The organism is Mesorhizobium sp. M0340 (assembly GCF_040321535.1).
GTDB lineage: Bacteria > Pseudomonadota > Alphaproteobacteria > Rhizobiales > Rhizobiaceae > Mesorhizobium.
This window is the reverse complement of the sequence record NZ_JAMYRR010000001.1, coordinates 79,746-94,460: the sequence shown is the minus strand read 5'-3', so window position 1 is coordinate 94,460 and position 14,715 is coordinate 79,746. Positions and strand designations below refer to the sequence as shown.

General features: G+C 64.3%; 15 protein-coding genes. 8 read left to right on the top strand and 7 right to left on the bottom strand.

From position 1 onward, the window contains the following. Positions 1-29 precede the first annotated feature (29 nt). Both NKI79_RS00535 and NKI79_RS00530 read left to right on the top strand, forming a co-directional pair. Entirely contained in the window at positions 30-770 is a 741-nt protein-coding gene (locus NKI79_RS00535) for an SDR family oxidoreductase (RefSeq protein WP_352475535.1), read from the top strand. Positions 771-804: 34 nt separating this feature from the next. Continuing rightward, a complete protein-coding gene (locus NKI79_RS00530) occupies positions 805-1,005 on the top strand; it encodes a tautomerase family protein (protein ID WP_352475732.1) in 201 nt (66 codons plus the stop codon). Positions 1,006-1,029: 24 nt separating this feature from the next. On the opposite strand, the gene NKI79_RS00525 is transcribed toward NKI79_RS00530, so the two are convergent. Beyond that, positions 1,030-1,179 (bottom strand): hypothetical protein, encoded by a 150-nt coding sequence (locus NKI79_RS00525; RefSeq protein ID WP_352799314.1) that lies wholly within the window; start codon positions 1,177-1,179, stop codon positions 1,030-1,032. Between the two features lie 154 nt (positions 1,180-1,333). Between NKI79_RS00525 and NKI79_RS00520 the strand changes: the two genes are divergently transcribed. Further along, a complete protein-coding gene (locus NKI79_RS00520; RefSeq protein WP_352799312.1) occupies positions 1,334-1,798 on the top strand; it encodes a GFA family protein in 465 nt (154 codons plus the stop codon). Between the two features lie 39 nt (positions 1,799-1,837). Here the strand turns inward: NKI79_RS00520 and NKI79_RS00515 are convergent, their stop codons facing one another. The 6 genes from NKI79_RS00515 to NKI79_RS00490 form a co-directional block, all read right to left on the bottom strand. Continuing rightward, positions 1,838-2,608: an exodeoxyribonuclease III gene (locus tag NKI79_RS00515; RefSeq protein ID WP_352799310.1), complete on the bottom strand. Its 771-nt coding sequence runs from the start codon at positions 2,606-2,608 to the stop codon at positions 1,838-1,840. Between the two features lie 9 nt (positions 2,609-2,617). Next, on the bottom strand, positions 2,618-3,262 hold the full coding sequence (locus NKI79_RS00510) for an alpha/beta hydrolase family protein (protein ID WP_352799308.1): 645 nt from the start codon (positions 3,260-3,262) through the stop codon (positions 2,618-2,620). Between the two features lie 247 nt (positions 3,263-3,509). Next, a complete protein-coding gene (locus tag NKI79_RS00505) occupies positions 3,510-4,601 on the bottom strand; it encodes a tetratricopeptide repeat protein (protein ID WP_352799306.1) in 1,092 nt (363 codons plus the stop codon). Beyond that, complete coding sequence (ku, locus tag NKI79_RS00500; RefSeq protein ID WP_352705267.1) at positions 4,598-5,512, bottom strand: non-homologous end joining protein Ku; 915 nt, start codon at positions 5,510-5,512, stop codon at positions 4,598-4,600. Before ku ends, NKI79_RS00505 begins: the two co-directional genes overlap by 4 nt. A gap of 232 nt (positions 5,513-5,744) precedes the next feature. Next, positions 5,745-8,243, bottom strand: a complete 2,499-nt coding sequence (ligD, locus tag NKI79_RS00495) for a DNA ligase D (protein WP_352799303.1) — start codon at positions 8,241-8,243, stop codon at positions 5,745-5,747. A 155-nt stretch (positions 8,244-8,398) separates the two neighbouring features. Beyond that, positions 8,399-8,623 carry a hypothetical protein gene (locus NKI79_RS00490; RefSeq protein ID WP_352799302.1) on the bottom strand — a complete coding sequence of 75 codons (225 nt, stop codon included), beginning with the start codon at positions 8,621-8,623 and terminating at the stop codon, positions 8,399-8,401. 271 nt (positions 8,624-8,894) lie between these two features. Here NKI79_RS00490 and NKI79_RS00485 point away from each other — a divergent pair, with 271 nt between their 5' ends. The 5 genes from NKI79_RS00485 (at position 8,895) to NKI79_RS00465 (ending at position 14,479) form a co-directional block, all read left to right on the top strand. Beyond that, on the top strand, positions 8,895-10,418 hold the full coding sequence (locus NKI79_RS00485; protein WP_352799301.1) for a coiled-coil domain-containing protein: 1,524 nt from the start codon (positions 8,895-8,897) through the stop codon (positions 10,416-10,418). A 416-nt stretch (positions 10,419-10,834) separates the two neighbouring features. Then, a complete protein-coding gene (locus NKI79_RS00480; protein WP_352644983.1) occupies positions 10,835-11,287 on the top strand; it encodes an OmpA family protein in 453 nt (150 codons plus the stop codon). Next, a complete protein-coding gene (locus NKI79_RS00475) occupies positions 11,244-12,038 on the top strand; it encodes a tetratricopeptide repeat protein (protein ID WP_352644984.1) in 795 nt (264 codons plus the stop codon). Before NKI79_RS00480 ends, NKI79_RS00475 begins: the two co-directional genes overlap by 44 nt. Before the next feature lie 253 nt (positions 12,039-12,291). After that, positions 12,292-13,299, top strand: a complete 1,008-nt coding sequence (locus NKI79_RS00470) for an aldo/keto reductase (RefSeq protein WP_352799299.1) — start codon at positions 12,292-12,294, stop codon at positions 13,297-13,299. A 229-nt stretch (positions 13,300-13,528) separates the two neighbouring features. Next, entirely contained in the window at positions 13,529-14,479 is a 951-nt protein-coding gene (locus NKI79_RS00465; protein WP_254819725.1) for a substrate-binding domain-containing protein, read from the top strand. Positions 14,480-14,715 lie beyond the last annotated feature (236 nt).

The following is a 14,715-nucleotide window of genomic DNA, read 5'->3' as shown; positions in this document are numbered from 1 at the left end:
TTTCAGCCGACAAGAATTGGAGAGCTGACATGACTGCGCGGAATGCAAAGGTGGCGCTGGTAACCGGCGCCTCGAAGGGTATCGGCGCCGAAATTGCCAGAAGGCTGGCACGCGACGGCTTTTCGGTCGTCGTCAACTATGCCAGGGGCGCCGAAGCAGCCGAAGGCGTGGTGCGCGGGATCGAAGCGGCGGGCGGCACGGCGATCGCCGTTCAGGCCGATGTCGGCGATCCCAAAGGCGTGGCGCATCTGTTCGACGCAGCCGAGCAGGCGTTTGGCGGCCTCGACGTGCTGGTCAACAACGCCGGCATCATGAAGCTCGCGCCGATCGCGCAGATGGACGACACCGGTTTTGAGCAGCAGGTCGCGGTGAACCTCGGTGGCGTCTTTCGTGGCATGCGCGAGGCCGCAAGAAGGCTGCGCGACGGCGGCCGCATCGTCAGCTTCTCGTCCAGCGTGGTCGGGCTCTACCAGCCGACCTACGGCGTTTACGCTGCCACCAAGGCCGGCGTCGAGGCGATGACGCATGTGCTGGCCAAGGAACTCGGGCCGCGCGGCATCACAGTCAATGTCGTTGCGCCGGGGCCGGTGGCCACCGAGCTGTTCCTCGGCGGCAAGTCTGAGGCACTGGTCGAAACGATCACCAGGATGATCCCGCTGGGGCGGCTCGGCCAGCCCGCCGACATCGCCGGCGTGGTGTCGTTCCTCGCCGGACCGGACAGCGGCTGGGTCAACGGCCAGGTGCTGCGCGCCAATGGCGGCACGGTCTGACTTTACCTCCAACAACCAACAGGAAATCGACGTCATGCCCTTTGCAAACTTCAAGGTACCTGAGCGCGCGCTGTCCGCCGCACAGAAGGAGGACCTCGTCCACAAGACCACAGCCCTGTTCGTCGAAATGTTCGGCGAAGGCGTGCGCCCCTACACCATGGTGCTGATCGAGGAGGTCGCCGATGGCGGCTACGGCCGCGCCGACGTGGTGTTCACGATTCCTGGGGCAGGATAAAATCCTGAACCCCAAGCACCGCCTTCACCCGCTCGAGCGCCAGCTCGTCATGAAGATTTCGATGGAAAAGACGTTGCAATAGGCGCCAAGGCCGCGCAGCGACGAGACGCGCAACGGCATGTCGGCAACGAAATGCCAGTTCACCCGCTGGTTCGGCGCGAACAGCTTCGTCAATCATGTGATCGCTTCAACTGCCGCGGCCGCGAGCGAACGCGGGTTCGGGGACGGCTAAGCTGCCGATGCCCTTCTTTGAGGGACCGTCAAGGGAGAGATTGCAGCTTGGCGGTCGCACGCTAGATCGCAGGCAGAGGCTAACGCGAGGCCAGCCATGGACGATTGGAAGCTACCTTGGGACGGCGGTTGCCTATGCGGCGGGATACGCTTTCGCGTAAGTGCCCCGCCCTTGCTGACGATGGCGTGTCACTGCACCGGCTGCCAGAAACTGAGCGCCAGCGCGTATTCCTTGACCATCGCCGTGCCGAGCGCCGGTTTCGCCGTCACCCAAGGCGAGCCGGCGGTCGGCGGCCTGCACGGCCCGCACCGGCAACTCTATTGCCGGGATTGCAAGAACTGGATGTTCACGCGTCCGCATGGCCTGGACTTTTTCGTCAACATTCGTGCGACCATGCTGGACGAACATCATTGGTATGTGCCTTTCGTCGAAGTCTTCTCATCGGAAAAGCTGCCCTGGGCTTCGACCGCCGCTACCCACAGTTTCGCTACGCAGCCCGACCTTGAGGGATACGCCCCTTTGATCGAAGCGTTCGCCCGTGAAGCGGCGCGGCCAACCTGACTGGTTGGCGCCCGGAAAGGCGGCGCCAGTTTTCGTGCTTCACCGCAACTCCGCCCAGACAGGCGCGTGGTCGCTGGCGCCGGTCTCGCCACGCACGTCGCGGTCGATACCCGCCGCGACCAGCCGGCGCGACAGTTTCTTGCTGAGCAAGATATGGTCGAGCCGCAGGCCGGCATCGCGCGGCCAGCGATTGCGGCGATAGTCCCAGAATGTGTAGAGCGTCTCCGTCGGGTGCTTCTTGCGCAGCGCGTCAAGCCAGCCCTGGTCGAGCAGCCGCTGGAACGACGCGCGGCTTTCCGGCTGCACCAGCGCGTTGTCGTCATAGGAGCGGGTCGGGTAGATGTCGCGCGCCTCGGGCACGATGTTGTAGTCGCCGGCCAGCACCACGGGCAGGCCGGTATCGAGCAACTGCGCCGCATGCGCCTCCAGCCTTTCGTGCCAGGCCAGCTTGTACTGGAATTTCGGGCCGGGCTGCGGGTTGCCATTCGGCGCGTAGAGCGAGGCGACGAGGATACCGTTGACCGCCGCTTCGATGTAGCGCGCCTGCTGATCGCTATCGTCGCCGGGCAGCGCCTCGCGGGTCAGAACGGGTTCTGAGCCCCGCGAAAGGATGGCGACGCCGTTCCAGGTGGGCTGCCCGACCCAAACCGCGCCGTAGCCGGCGGCCGCCAGCGCAGTGCGCGGAAACTGTGTCTGTCTCGCCTTGAGCTCCTGCAGGCAGGCGATGTCGGGTTTGGCGGCGGCCAGCCATGCGAGCAGGTTCGGCAGCCGGCTGTTGATGTTGTTGACGTTGAAGGTGGCGATCTTCATCGGCCTGCTTCAGCGCACGATGCGTTCGGTCCACGCCTTCACCGCATCAGCGAGCGTCTTCAGATGATCGGCGGTGGAGAAGCCGGAGATGTTTTTGCGCGGCTTCAGATCATGGTCGCCATCTTCCAGCCAGAGAATCTCGATCGCCTCGGACAGAGCATAGGTCGCGACCTCGTCTTTGATCCCGAACTCGTCGCGCGTGCCCTGGAGGATCAATGTCGGCGTCTTGAGATCGGCGAGGTGCTTTGTCCGAAGCTGCGTCGGTTTGTCCGGCGGATGGAACGGATAGCCGAGGCAAAGCAGGCCCGAGATCTCGCCCTTCGAAAACATCTCGTCGGCGATCATCGAAGCGACGCGTCCGCCCATCGACTTGCCGCCGATGATGAGCGGCCCCTTCACGTCCTTCGCCCTGAGGTCGGCGATCGCCTTGATGTATTCCGGGTTAACCGTCTCGGCGCGCGGCGGCGGCTTGCGATGGCCGTAGCGGCGGGCCGCCATGTAGTGGAATTCAAAGCGCGCGACGCGGAAACCGGCCGCGGCGAGCGCTTTTGCCGTGGCTGTCAGCGAGGGCGAGTCCATAGGAGCGCCTGCGCCATGCGCGAGCAGGATGGTGATGGCGGCGGTGTCGGGGCCGTCGAAGAGGAAGGTGGTCATGGCAGCGGGTAAATCGGTGCAGGAAGAGAGCCGACTGCGACGCTGCCAATCTCCCCCCTCGTGGGGGAGATGCCCGGCAGGGCAGAGGGGGGCGTGAAGAAATGCCAGCCTCCGGTCGACCTTCTAGGCGGAACCACGCTCTGCAATTGATCGACCTGTCGGCGGGACAGCGCCCCCCTCTGTCCTGCCGGACATCTCCCCCACAAGGGGGGAGATTGGCTGTCATCTCGGCCTTCGCTAATCATCGTCACCCCGACATCCGCGCCAGCTGCAAATCGACGAACTGTATCCCCTTGGCCGCCATACGCGCCCATTCGGAGTTGGGATCGAGTTCGAGGTAGCGCACCCAGCGACGCCGCGCCTCAGCGAAATTGCCGGCGTCGAACTCCAGCCTCGCAAGGTTGAACACCGCGTCGGCATAATTGGGATCGAGTGCGATAGCCTTCAGCAAATGGCGGCGCGCCGAGGCTACCCGCCCCTCTTCGCTCATCAGCCCGGCAAGATTGAACCAGGCTTCTACGAAGCCGGGGTCGCACTTGATGGCGCGGGCATAGTCGTGCGCCGCCTCGGCCGCTTGGCCGGCGGCGCGCAGGCAGTTGGCGCGGTTGAAGGCGGCGATCGCATCGCTCGGGTCGATGGCCAGACAGCGCTGGTAGAGTGCCGCCGCCTGCTCGTGGGCTTCAGCCTCTTCCGCCGCCTCGGCATCGGCGAACAGCTCTTCCAGCGTGTCGTCATCCCGCGTTCCCAGATCGAACAGCAGCTGGCCGTCGAGTTCGCTCTGGCCTCCCTCGAGATAGATCGCGTCGGCCCGCCCATGCTGCGAGCCGACGGCGAGCGACTTGGCGGTGAGCGAGGCGACCGGGCCCGAGCGATGCACAGAGCGGGCGATCGCCCCCCATGAGGCGCCGCCGGCAACCAGCCCGGCATATTTGCGGGCGAGAATCAGGTCGCGAAAGGAATACGGTTCGCAATCATGCTCGAAGGCATCGAACAGCGACAAAAGGTCGAGATCCGCGCCGGTCAGCCGCGACTGGTCGATCAGGGACTGCCGCGGCAGCGCCGAAGCCTCCGGCGCTTTCATCAGCCCGAGCAGGCGCAGGAAGCCGTTCTCGCTGACCAGCTTGCGCCCGGCCGCGCGCTCGGTGACGACGCGGCGTTCAATCTCGGTATCGCCGGCCCTGGCGAGCAACATGCGGCCCAACACGACATGAGTGGTGCGCCGAGTGACGCCGCGCCGCAACTGGCCGTGCCGGCGCTCGACCTCGCGCGCCGCCAGCCTGAGCGGAAAGGCCGCCAGCGCGCCGACGATGCCGAAGACCGTGCCGGCGAGAGCCGTCACGCCTTGCTCTTGCCGACGGCTTTGAGAAGGTTCGCCTTGAGCGGGTTATCCTTGGCCGCGGCGGCGCCGGCCTTGGCGGATTTCGCCGCGGGCTTGGCCGTTTCATCGGCCTTGCTCTTGGACTTGGCCGGCGGCTTGGCCGATTGCGACAGGCTCGCCTTCAGCGCATCCATGAGGTTGATGACATTGCCGCGCTCAGGCGCCGCCGCGATGATAGGCTTGTGGCCCTTGAGCTTCTCGCGGATCATCGCCATCAGCGCGATCTCGTAGCGGTCCTCGTAATTCTTTGGATCGAAGGTGGTTTCCTTCTGCTTGATCAGCGCTTCGGCCAATTGCAGCATTTCGGGATCGGGGTTTCCGGCCGGGATATTGCCGAAATATTCAGCCGTGCCACGCACTTCGTTCGGATTCCTCAAGGTGCAGACGAACATACCGTTCTCGCGCGCGCCGATCGTCACGACGCGCTCGCGGCTGGACAGCACAAGGCGGGCGATCGCCAGCTTCCCCGATTTGCGCATCGCTTCGCGCAACACGGCAAAGGTCTCCTCGGCCATTGCGCCATCCGGCGCCAGGTAATAGGGCGCGTCCTGATAGATGACGTCGACCGAATGCTCGTCGACAAAAGCCTCGATGTTCATTGTATGGTTGGATTCGATGCGCACCGCATCGAGATCGGAGTCCTCGATGATGATGTACTGCTTGTCCTCGTATTCGTAGCCCTTGACCAGGTCCGAACGCTCGACCAGCCCGAGCTCGGGGTCGACCGGCTTCATGTTGATGCGGTTGTGCGTCTTCTTGTGCAGCTGATTGAAGCTGATGCGTTCGCTGGCGCTCGTCGCCGGATAGAGCCGGACCGGACAGCTGACCAGACTGAGCTTGAGGTAACCTTTCCAACTTGCCCTGGGCGCCATGAAATACTCCTACGCGGCCTTGTGCTGTCGAACAGTTCGCAGCGTTCATTCGTCCGGAGGACGAACGGGACTGCCGAAATCCTACGTTGCCCTTACAATACCGGGCCCTTACAATACCGGCAAATCCCTAGCGAAATCTTCCTCCGCTGAGAGCCGCCTGCACGCAAGAGGTCCATGGCGAAGAATAATTCAAATTTTCCGGAGCGTCGATGGAGTCTGGCAGCCCGCAGAACTACCTCGCGGTGGCTATCAACGGCAAATCCCGGGCGAAATCTTCCATGTCGGCCCAAGGGTCGCCTGACGTCGCCAGCAGGCCCGGCAGTGACGAATAATTCAGATCCTGCGGGGCGTCGATGGATTCCAGGTCGCTCCAGCTCACCGGTGTCGAGGCCGGCAAATTGGTGCGGGCGCGCAGCGAATAGGGAGCCGCCGAGGTGTGGCCGCGCGCATTGCGGTGATAATCGATGAAGATGCGCCGCTTGCGGTTCTCCTTGCCCATGGTGGTGGTGAAAGTGTCGGGCGCGGTGGCGGCAAGATGCGTGGAGATGGCGCTGGTCGCCTGGTGCAGTTTCTTCCAGTTCTGCTTTTGTGTCACCGGCACGGTGATGTGGATGCCGTGGCCCCCGGAGGTCTTGGCGTACGGCACCAGCCCTAGCGCTTCGAGCTCGCTGCGAATGTGCACCGCCGCCTCCACCACGTCGCGCCAGGCGATCCCCTCGCCCGGGTCGAGATCGAAAACGATCAAATCCGGCTTGTCGAGCCGCGTGCGATGGGTGCCCCAGGTGTGGAACTCGACGACGCCGAACTGCGCCAGCGCCAGATAGCCCTTGGCGTCTTCCACCGAGAGATAGGATTTGGTCTCGCCCTCGGCGTTGGTCGCCTCGAAGGTCGCCACGGAGGACGGCATGCCGGTGAAGGCATGGCGCTGGAAGAAACAGTCCTGCGGCCTGCCGGTCGGGCAGCGCACCAGCGACACCGGCCGGCCGAGAATGTGCGGCAGCATGAAATCGCCGACCAGCGCGTAATAGACGGCAATGTCGAGCTTGGTCGGGCCGGTCTTGCCGAATAGCCGCCGCGTCGGGTTGGTCACCCAGATGGTTGCGAGGTCGGCCTCGGCGATCAGCCGCTTGCGCTTGGCCGAAACCGGCGTCGACAGGCCGACGTCGCGCAGGCCGCGGAACACGGCATGGCGCAGCGCATTGTCGGTGGTCCGGTTGGCGTAGTGGATATGCGCCGAAAGCAGCGGCCGCACCCAGTTCATCTCGCGCATGATTTCGCGCGGAACACCTTCCGGCGCGGACGCCCCGGCGCGCAACGGCTCCAGCCGCGCCAGCAACTCGCCGGCGGTGGCGGCGTCGAAGCCGGTGCCGACCTTGCCGCGATAGTGCAGCTCGCCATCCTCGAATTCGCCGAGACCGAGTGCGGCCAGCCCCTCGGCCGCGTCGGAGACAGTGTAGCCGGCGATAACGAAATCGCCGGTCTGAAGCGCCTTGGTCTTGGTCCAGGTCTTGGTGCGGCCGCTCTGGTAGACCGCCGTAGCACGTTTCGAGACGACGCCCTCCAGCCCCATTTCCGATGCCTGGTCATAAAGCGCCTGGCCGTCGCCCTCGGCGTGATCGCTGTACTGGATGGCGGAGTTGGCGCCAAGACCGGACAGCAGCTGCGAAAGCAGCGTCTTGCGCCGGCGGAGCGGCACTTGCCTCAGGTCCCAGCCGTCGAGATAGAGAAGGTCGAAGGCATAGAAGTGGAGCTTGTTGCCGGCGCCTTCGGCCAGCGCATCCTGCAAAAGGGCAAAGCGGCTGATGCCCTTGGCGTCGAGCGCGACGACCTCGCCGTCGATGATCGCCTCGCGGCAGGGCAGCCTGGCGAAGGCAAGCGGCAGGTCGCCATAGCGCCTCGTCCAGTCGAGGCCGGCGCGGGTGATCAGCCTGACCTTCCCGTCGGAAACATGCGCCATGGTGCGGTAGCCGTCGAACTTGATCTCGTGCAGCCAGGCTTCGCCCGTTCGGGCCGCGGGATCATCGCCGCCCGGCGGCTTCGGAACCTGCGTAGCCAGTTGCGGCTCGATCCGGGAAGGCGACGGCGCCTTGACGGCGCCCGGCAAAGCACCGGGTTTCAGCACCACCGGCTTGGCAGGATTGGCGGCGGGCTTCGGCGTTGCCGCCAGTTCCTCGATGCGGCGTCCGGATTTGACGCTTTCCGGCCGGGCTTCCAGTATGTCGAGCTTGGCGTCGGCGGCCAGATCACGCTCCTTGAACAGCAGCCAGTTCTTCTTGCCCTCATCCTCGCCGGCCTTCGGCTTCAGCCGCGCCAGCATCCAGCCGCCATTGAGCTTCTCGCCGGCTAGCCGGAACTTGAAGGAGCCGGTGCGCAGGCTCTTCTCGACGTCGTCCATCGGCGCCCAGATGCCGGTGTCCCAGACGATCATCGGCCCGCCGCCATATTCGCCCTCGGGAATGACACCTTCGAAGTCGATATATTCGAGCGGATGGTCCTCGGTCTCGACCGCCAGCCTTTTGTCGGCCGGATTGAGCGAGGGGCCGCGCGGCACCGCCCAGCTCTTCAGCACGTCGCCGACCTGCAGGCGCAGATCGTAGTGATCGGCGGTGGCGTGATGCTTGTGGACGACGAAACGATTGCCCTCAAGGGCAACCAGACCGCCGGCCGGTTCCGGCGTCCTCGTGAACTCGCGCTTGGCGCGATAGGCCTTGAGCTTCGAACGAGCTGGCATGGACTAGACGTAGGTGGCGGGCAAAAGCAACGAGCGCAGCATCAAGATCCCATCGCAGCGGCGCTCCAATGTCACGGCATCGATCCCAGGGTCTCCGCGACGCAGCTTCGCTCCTGCTCCGCCCTGGGATGACGAAGGATGGGAGGTCACGCCGCTCAATCGTCGGTGGCCGGTGTCAATTCGAGTTCGGCCGGCGACAGGCCCTGCTGCAGCTGGCTGAGCCGGAATTCGTCGACCCAATAGGCCTCGCCATCGACCAGCACGCGCGCGCTGTAGCTGCCGGCGGAAAAACGCTGCGCGGTGATGTAGACCTTGTGGCGGTCGAGCGCCTTGCGCACCGCGGCGCGCTTGGATTTTTGGCTGGTAGCGGAACTGGCCATGCAATTTGCTCATACACGCGAGCCGCAAGACAAGACGGCCGGCTTAAGGATGGCTGAGACGGGGTGTCGTGTCAATTTCGGCGAGCGAGCGTCCCACGACCGCCGGCGCATAGTGCCCGACGTCCATATATCAGGACGTGACACTTCCCCGGACTGGATGAAGCATCCCTCGAATGGATGAAGCTAAAAGCTCGAATTTATGCGTAGGCTCGTGGTGCACGTCTTCCAATTGGCGTCGCGGGATAGCAAGCCCCCGACCGAGGTCGCTTTTTTGACGAACGGAAAACGGACAGACATTGGCCTCAAAGCTGCGGTTCCACCTGCAAGCGGCGCCGAGTTGCTGAAATCCAGGGGCTGGTTTCGTGTCAAATGGCAAAAAATACTCTTGGCTAGTATGTTGATCGTCGGCGCGACAATTACGCTCTCGACTGCGTCCGCAGTTGAGATCGAAAAGCTGCGGCAGCAGGCGACCGCCGATCACACGGAGCTGGTGAGCGAAGCCGCCCAGGCGGCTTCGACGGATGCCGCCCCGCTCGATCGCCAGCTGGCCGAGCTCGCGGCTGAGATCGAAAAGCTGCGGCAGGACGCGACGATCGACCGCGCGACCGTGGCGCAACTGCGGACGCAGGTGAGCGAAGCCGCCCGGGCGCCGCCACCGGATTCGGCTACGCTCGATCGCCAGTTGACCGAACTTTTGGGTCAGATCGAAAAATTGCAGCAGGTGGCGGCGGGCGACAGCACGAACCTCCTCCAGTTGGTCGAAAAGCTGCGGCAGGACGCGACCGCCGACCGCGCGGCAGTGGCGCAGCTGCGGACGCAGGTAAGAGAAGCCGCCCGGGCACCGCCACCGGATGCGGTTACGCTCGACCGCCAGCGGACTGAACTCGCGGCCGAGATCGAAAAGTTGCGGCAGGGGGCGACCGCCGACCGCGCGGAGCTGGCGCAGTTGCGAGCGCAGGTGAGCGAAGGCGCCCGGGCGCCTCCGCCGGATGCGGTTGCGCTCGATCGCCAGCGGGCAGAGCTCGCGGCCGAGATCGAAAAGCTGCGGCAGGCGGCGACCGCCGACCGTGCGGCCGTGGCGCAGCTGCGGATGCAGGTAAGCGAAGCCGCCCGGGCGCCTCCGCCGGATGCGCTCGATCGCCAGCGGACCGAGCTCGTGGCTGAGATCGAAAAGCTGCGGCAGGACGCGACCGCCGACCGTGCGGCCGTGGCGCAGCTGCGGACGCAGGTAAGAGAAGCCGCCCGGGCACAGCCACCGGATGCGGTTACGCTCGATCGCCAGCGGGCAGAGCTCGTGGCTCAGATCGAGAAACTGCGGCAGGCGGCGACCGCCGACCGCACGGAGCTGGCGCAGTTGCGAGCGCAGGTGAGCGACGTCGCTCGGGCACCATCACCGGACGCGGCCGCACTCGATCGCCAGCGGTCCGAGCTCGTGGCTCAGATCGAAAAGCTGCGGCAGGCGGCGACCGCCGACCGTGCGGCCCTGGCGCAGCTGCGGACGCAGGTGAGAGAAGCCGCCCGGGCACCGTCACCGGATGCGGCCGCACTCGATCGCCAGCGGGCAGAGCTCGTGGCCGAGATCGAAAAGCTGCGGCAGGACGCGACCGCCGATCGCACGGAGCTGGCGCAGTTGCGAGCGCAGGTGAGCGACGTCGCCCGGGCGCCGTCGCCGGATGCGGCCGCACTCGATCGCCAGCGGTCCGAGCTCGTGGCTCAGATCGAGAAATTGCGGCGGCAGGCGACGGACAATCATGCCGGCATGGATCGCCTTGAAAAAGCAGATGGATCGCCTTGAAAAGCAGTTTGCTGAAGCATTTCAGCCTCAAGAGTCGTCTCAGCCTCAGTCTACCGCAACCATCGGCATATCGCCTGATATCGTTCTGCCCTCAGATGCAACTCCACGAGTCATTCTGCGCTTTGCGCGTAACCGCGATTCCGCGCGGACACGAGCGGCGACCCTTGAGCGGAGTCTGCGAGCTCAGGGGCTCGACGTCGTAAAATCTGGCAATTCACCCACAAGCTCTCGGGCAAACGAAGTCACGTACTTTTATAATGAAGATCGACCAAGCGCAGAGCGTATAGCGGCTGGGCTTGTGGAAGCTGCACTCATCCAGCGCGCATTTGCGGACGATGGTTCACTCCCCCGCCCCGGAACTATCGAAGTGGCAATCGGGCGGTAACTAGTAAGGTAGCGCAAAACAGGAGTCTGATATGAACCTCAGTTGCTTTGTTCGCCATCTTGCCTTTATTGTCCTGCTGGGAAGCACATCTGCTTTCGCGCAAACAGATCCGCCTTCGCCCGCGACGCCGGAAAGCGCGAAACCACAAAGTGGACCGGCCCCATTGGTCATCCATTTCGGCACCGGCAGCAGCACAATTCTTCCCAAGGACAGAGAAGTCCTCGATCAAGCGTCTCGCGCGTTCAACGAGGGCAAGCCGCAAGTCATGATCGTTACTGGCAGTGCCGATCGTGCCGGACCACCAGCGCAGAACCTCTTGCTTTCTCAGCGCAGGGCGACAGCGGTGCTGAAAGCTTTGCTCGATCGCGGACTTCCGGTCGACCGGTTCCAGGTCCTGGCGAAAGGCGAAACAGAACTCGCGGTTCCGACCGAAGAGGGTATTGCCGAACCTGAAAACCGTCGTGTCGAGATCACCTGGCGCTAACGCCGTGCGCCGCTTCGTGACCGCGGCCAGTCTATTGCTCGCGTTCGCACAGTCGGTGACGCCGGCTAGCGCCGAGGATCCGAGTGCTTTGTTTCGCGAGGCACTGCGACAAGACTTGATGGGCGGGCCGACAGGTGCTCGGCTCGCCTTCGACATGTACCGCCGTGCTGCAGAAGCGGGTCTGCCCGAAGCACAATTCAATGTTGCCATCATGCTTGACAGCGGCCGCGGCGTGTCCCCGGATATGGCGCAAGCCGCCACATGGTACGCGCGTGCGGCCTCTCATGGCATTCGAAGAGCGGCATATAATCTCGGCCAGCTTTACGAGGCAGGGCAAGGCGTTCCGCAAAACGTCGATCTCGCCCGTGCGTGGTTCAAAGCATCCGGTCTCCCGGCTGCTCGCGCGCGCCTGACTGCCATTCGCTCTGGTGGCGCAAAGGCCGCGACGCTTTCCGCTCCAATACTCATCGCGCCTACATATGGCGAGTTGATTGGCTCCAGCGCAAATAGTGTCGAGCTAGTGTGGACGGCACGCCAGCAACCAGAGGGAGTGCGCTTCTTCGTGGAGTTGCTCGCACTTGTGCCATCTGGTTCAAGTGAGATCTATTCCGGCTTTGTCGATATTTCGAGCCTGAACGTGGCTCTCTCAAGTCATAAGGGAGCCTTCGCATGGCGCGTGCTCGCCGTGGCACGAAGGGGTGGCCGCTACGCTGCCAGCGATTGGTCTTATATGCGCACCGCTGCCAACTGATGGTGTGATTGATGGCGATCGCATCAATCAAGGCCACGGGTGGTCCGAAGCTAGTAGCTGCTTCTGGCCTTTCCGGCCCGGACCACCCGCCTGCTTGCGTCCTTCCCAAGACAGCGGACACTGTAAGCGCATCGATGCGGCGCACTTTGACCTGGATTCAAATGGCCGGTCAGCTATCGGCTGTGGAAACCCAACCGGCGCGCTATATGGGATATGGCGGCTTGGACTGCGACACCGACCCAGGGAACCTCAGATGACATTGACAAAGCGCAAACTCGGCAGCCAGGGGCTGCAAGTCTCGGCAATTGGTCTCGGCTGCATGGGCATGAGCCAGTCATACGGTCCGGCCGACGAGGCGGAGTCGATCGCCACGCTGCACCGCGCCATCGAACTCGGCTGCACCTTCCTCGACACTGCGGAAGTCTACGGGCCGTACGTTAACGAGGAGCTGCTCGGCCGCGCGCTGAAGGGCCGGCGCGATGAAGTGACGATCGCGACGAAGTTCGGTTTCCGCATCGAAAACGGCAAGCAAGTCGGCACCGAGCGCGACAGCCGGCCCGAACATATCCGCGAGGCTTTGGAAGGTTCGCTGAGAAGGCTCGCCACCGACCATGTCGACCTCCTCTATCAGCACCGCGTCGATCCGGCGGTGCCGATCGAGGAGGTGGCGGGTGCTGTCGGCGAGCTGATCGCTCAGGGCAAGGTTCGCTTCTTCGGCCTGTCGGAAGCCGGTGCCGCCAACATCCGCCGGGCGCATGCCGTTCATCCGGTGTCGGCAGTGCAGAGCGAATACTCGCTATGGGAGCGCAATCTGGAACCGGAAATCATTCCGCTGCTGAAGGAGCTCGGCATCGGCCTGGTGCCGTTCTCGCCGCTTGGCCGCGGCTTTCTCACCGGCGATGTCAGGCGTGCAGAAGACTATCCGGAGGGCGATTACCGGCGCGGCGACCCGCGCTACCAGGGCGCCAACTATGACGCCAACATGCAGGCGGCAGCCATGGTACTTGACATCGCCGCGGCCAAGCGCGTCAAGCCAGGTCAGATCGCGCTGGCCTGGCTGCTCCACAAGGGGAGCGGCTTCGGCATCGACATGGTGCCGATCCCCGGCACCAAGCGCAGAAAATACCTCGAGGAGAACGTCGCCGCGGCTTCGATCAGGCTCGACGCCGCCGAGATGCAGGTGCTCGACGACGCATTGGCGCCCGGCAAGGTCGCCGGTCCGCGCTACGGCGAGCGCACCATGATGATGATCGATCGGTAGGTCTTGCCTTCTCCCGTTCTTGCGCAAAGCTCCGGCCTTGGCTAGCATCCTTGGGCAGGCACCGAGCGGAGGAGAACGTCGCGGTGGACCGGCTGGAGCGCCGTTGCGTCCCTTCAAACACGAGTTGGGCGCTCGAAGGACACTCCATTTTTGAATCGACGCAAGGAACCTTCCGGAAAACCCATTCCGGTTCCGGGGTCGTGCGCTCATCTGGGAGGAGACTAAATTGATCAACAGACGTGAATTCCTGCTGTCGACCGCGGCGATGGGCGCCCTGGCGCTGGCCGCTCCGCAACTGGCTTTTGCCCAGGACAAGCTGACCATCCTCGGCTCGGTGCCGAGCCTCGGCTTTCCGTTCTTCGTGCACATGCTGAACCAGATCAAGGCGGAAGCCCAGGCGCAGGGCGTCAACCTGATCGAGAGCGACGGCCAGAACTCGGCGCCCAAGCAGACCGCCGACATCGAGGCGGCACTCGTGCAGAAGGTCAACGCCATCGTCATCTCGCCGCTCGACGTCAATGCGCTGGCCCCAGCCATCGAAGAAGCGGTCAAGGCCGGCGTTCCCGTCGTCACCATCGACCGCCGCGTCGACGGCGTCGAGGGCATCCTCGCTCATGTCGGTGCCGACAATGTCAAAGGCGGCGAGGCCGAAGCGCAGGCCATGGTGGCGGCGTTCCCGAACGGCGCCAAGATCTTCCATCTGCAGGGCCAGCCCGGTGCCGGCCCGGCGATCGACCGCAACAAGGGTGTGCACAACGTCCTCGATCCGATGAAGGACAAGTACCAGATCATCTTCGAGCAGACCGCCAACTTCGCCCGCGCCGAGGCGCTGTCCGTCACCGAGGCCGGCCTTGCCGCCAACGGCAAGCCCGACGCGATCATCTGCGCCAATGACGACATGGCGCTTGGCGCGGTTGAAGCCTGCGCGGCGCGCAACTTCACCGACGTCAAGATCTACGGCTTCGACGCGCTTCCCGAAGCGCTGGTCGCCGTGCGCGACGGCAAGCTGGCCGGAACGGTCGAGCAATTCCCCGGCGAACAATCGCGCACTGCGGTGCAGATCGCGGTCGCCTACGCCAGGGACAAGACCGAGCCGAAGGAAAAGCTGGTGCTTTTGACGCCGATCGTCATCGGCAAGGACAATCTCGACAAGGCGGAGAGGCTGGGCGAGACGAAGTAGGCGCCGAGGGCGCACAGCGCCAAAAGCAGCGTTCTGTCGCGCCCCCCTCTGCCCTGCCGGGCATCTCCCCCTCAAGGGGGGAGATTGGCAGTTTCAACGCGTTGCCTTCTCTTCAACGCCGGAGACTAGCGAAAGCCTGGGTGACATCCGATCTCCCCCTGAGGGACCCTGAGGGGGAGATGCCCGGCAGGGCAGAGGGGGGCGCTGTCCCGCTGGCCTTTCGGGTGGATCGCAAT

Excerpts from the sequence above, each read along its gene's own strand:
- NKI79_RS00535 (WP_352475535.1), top strand. The coding sequence starts at position 30 with ATGACTGCGCGGAATGCAAAGGTGGCGCTGGTAACCGGCGCCTCGAAG.
- NKI79_RS00530 (WP_352475732.1), top strand. The coding sequence starts at position 805 with ATGCCCTTTGCAAACTTCAAGGTACCTGAGCGCGCGCTGTCCGCCGCA.
- NKI79_RS00520 (WP_352799312.1), top strand. The coding sequence starts at position 1,334 with ATGGACGATTGGAAGCTACCTTGGGACGGCGGTTGCCTATGCGGCGGG.
- NKI79_RS00515 (WP_352799310.1), bottom strand. The coding sequence starts at position 2,608 with ATGAAGATCGCCACCTTCAACGTCAACAACATCAACAGCCGGCTGCCG.
- NKI79_RS00510 (WP_352799308.1), bottom strand. The coding sequence starts at position 3,262 with ATGACCACCTTCCTCTTCGACGGCCCCGACACCGCCGCCATCACCATC.
- ku (WP_352705267.1), bottom strand. The coding sequence starts at position 5,512 with ATGGCGCCCAGGGCAAGTTGGAAAGGTTACCTCAAGCTCAGTCTGGTC.
- ligD (WP_352799303.1), bottom strand. The coding sequence starts at position 8,243 with ATGCCAGCTCGTTCGAAGCTCAAGGCCTATCGCGCCAAGCGCGAGTTC.
- NKI79_RS00490 (WP_352799302.1), bottom strand. The coding sequence starts at position 8,623 with ATGGCCAGTTCCGCTACCAGCCAAAAATCCAAGCGCGCCGCGGTGCGC.
- NKI79_RS00480 (WP_352644983.1), top strand. The coding sequence starts at position 10,835 with ATGAACCTCAGTTGCTTTGTTCGCCATCTTGCCTTTATTGTCCTGCTG.
- NKI79_RS00470 (WP_352799299.1), top strand. The coding sequence starts at position 12,292 with ATGACATTGACAAAGCGCAAACTCGGCAGCCAGGGGCTGCAAGTCTCG.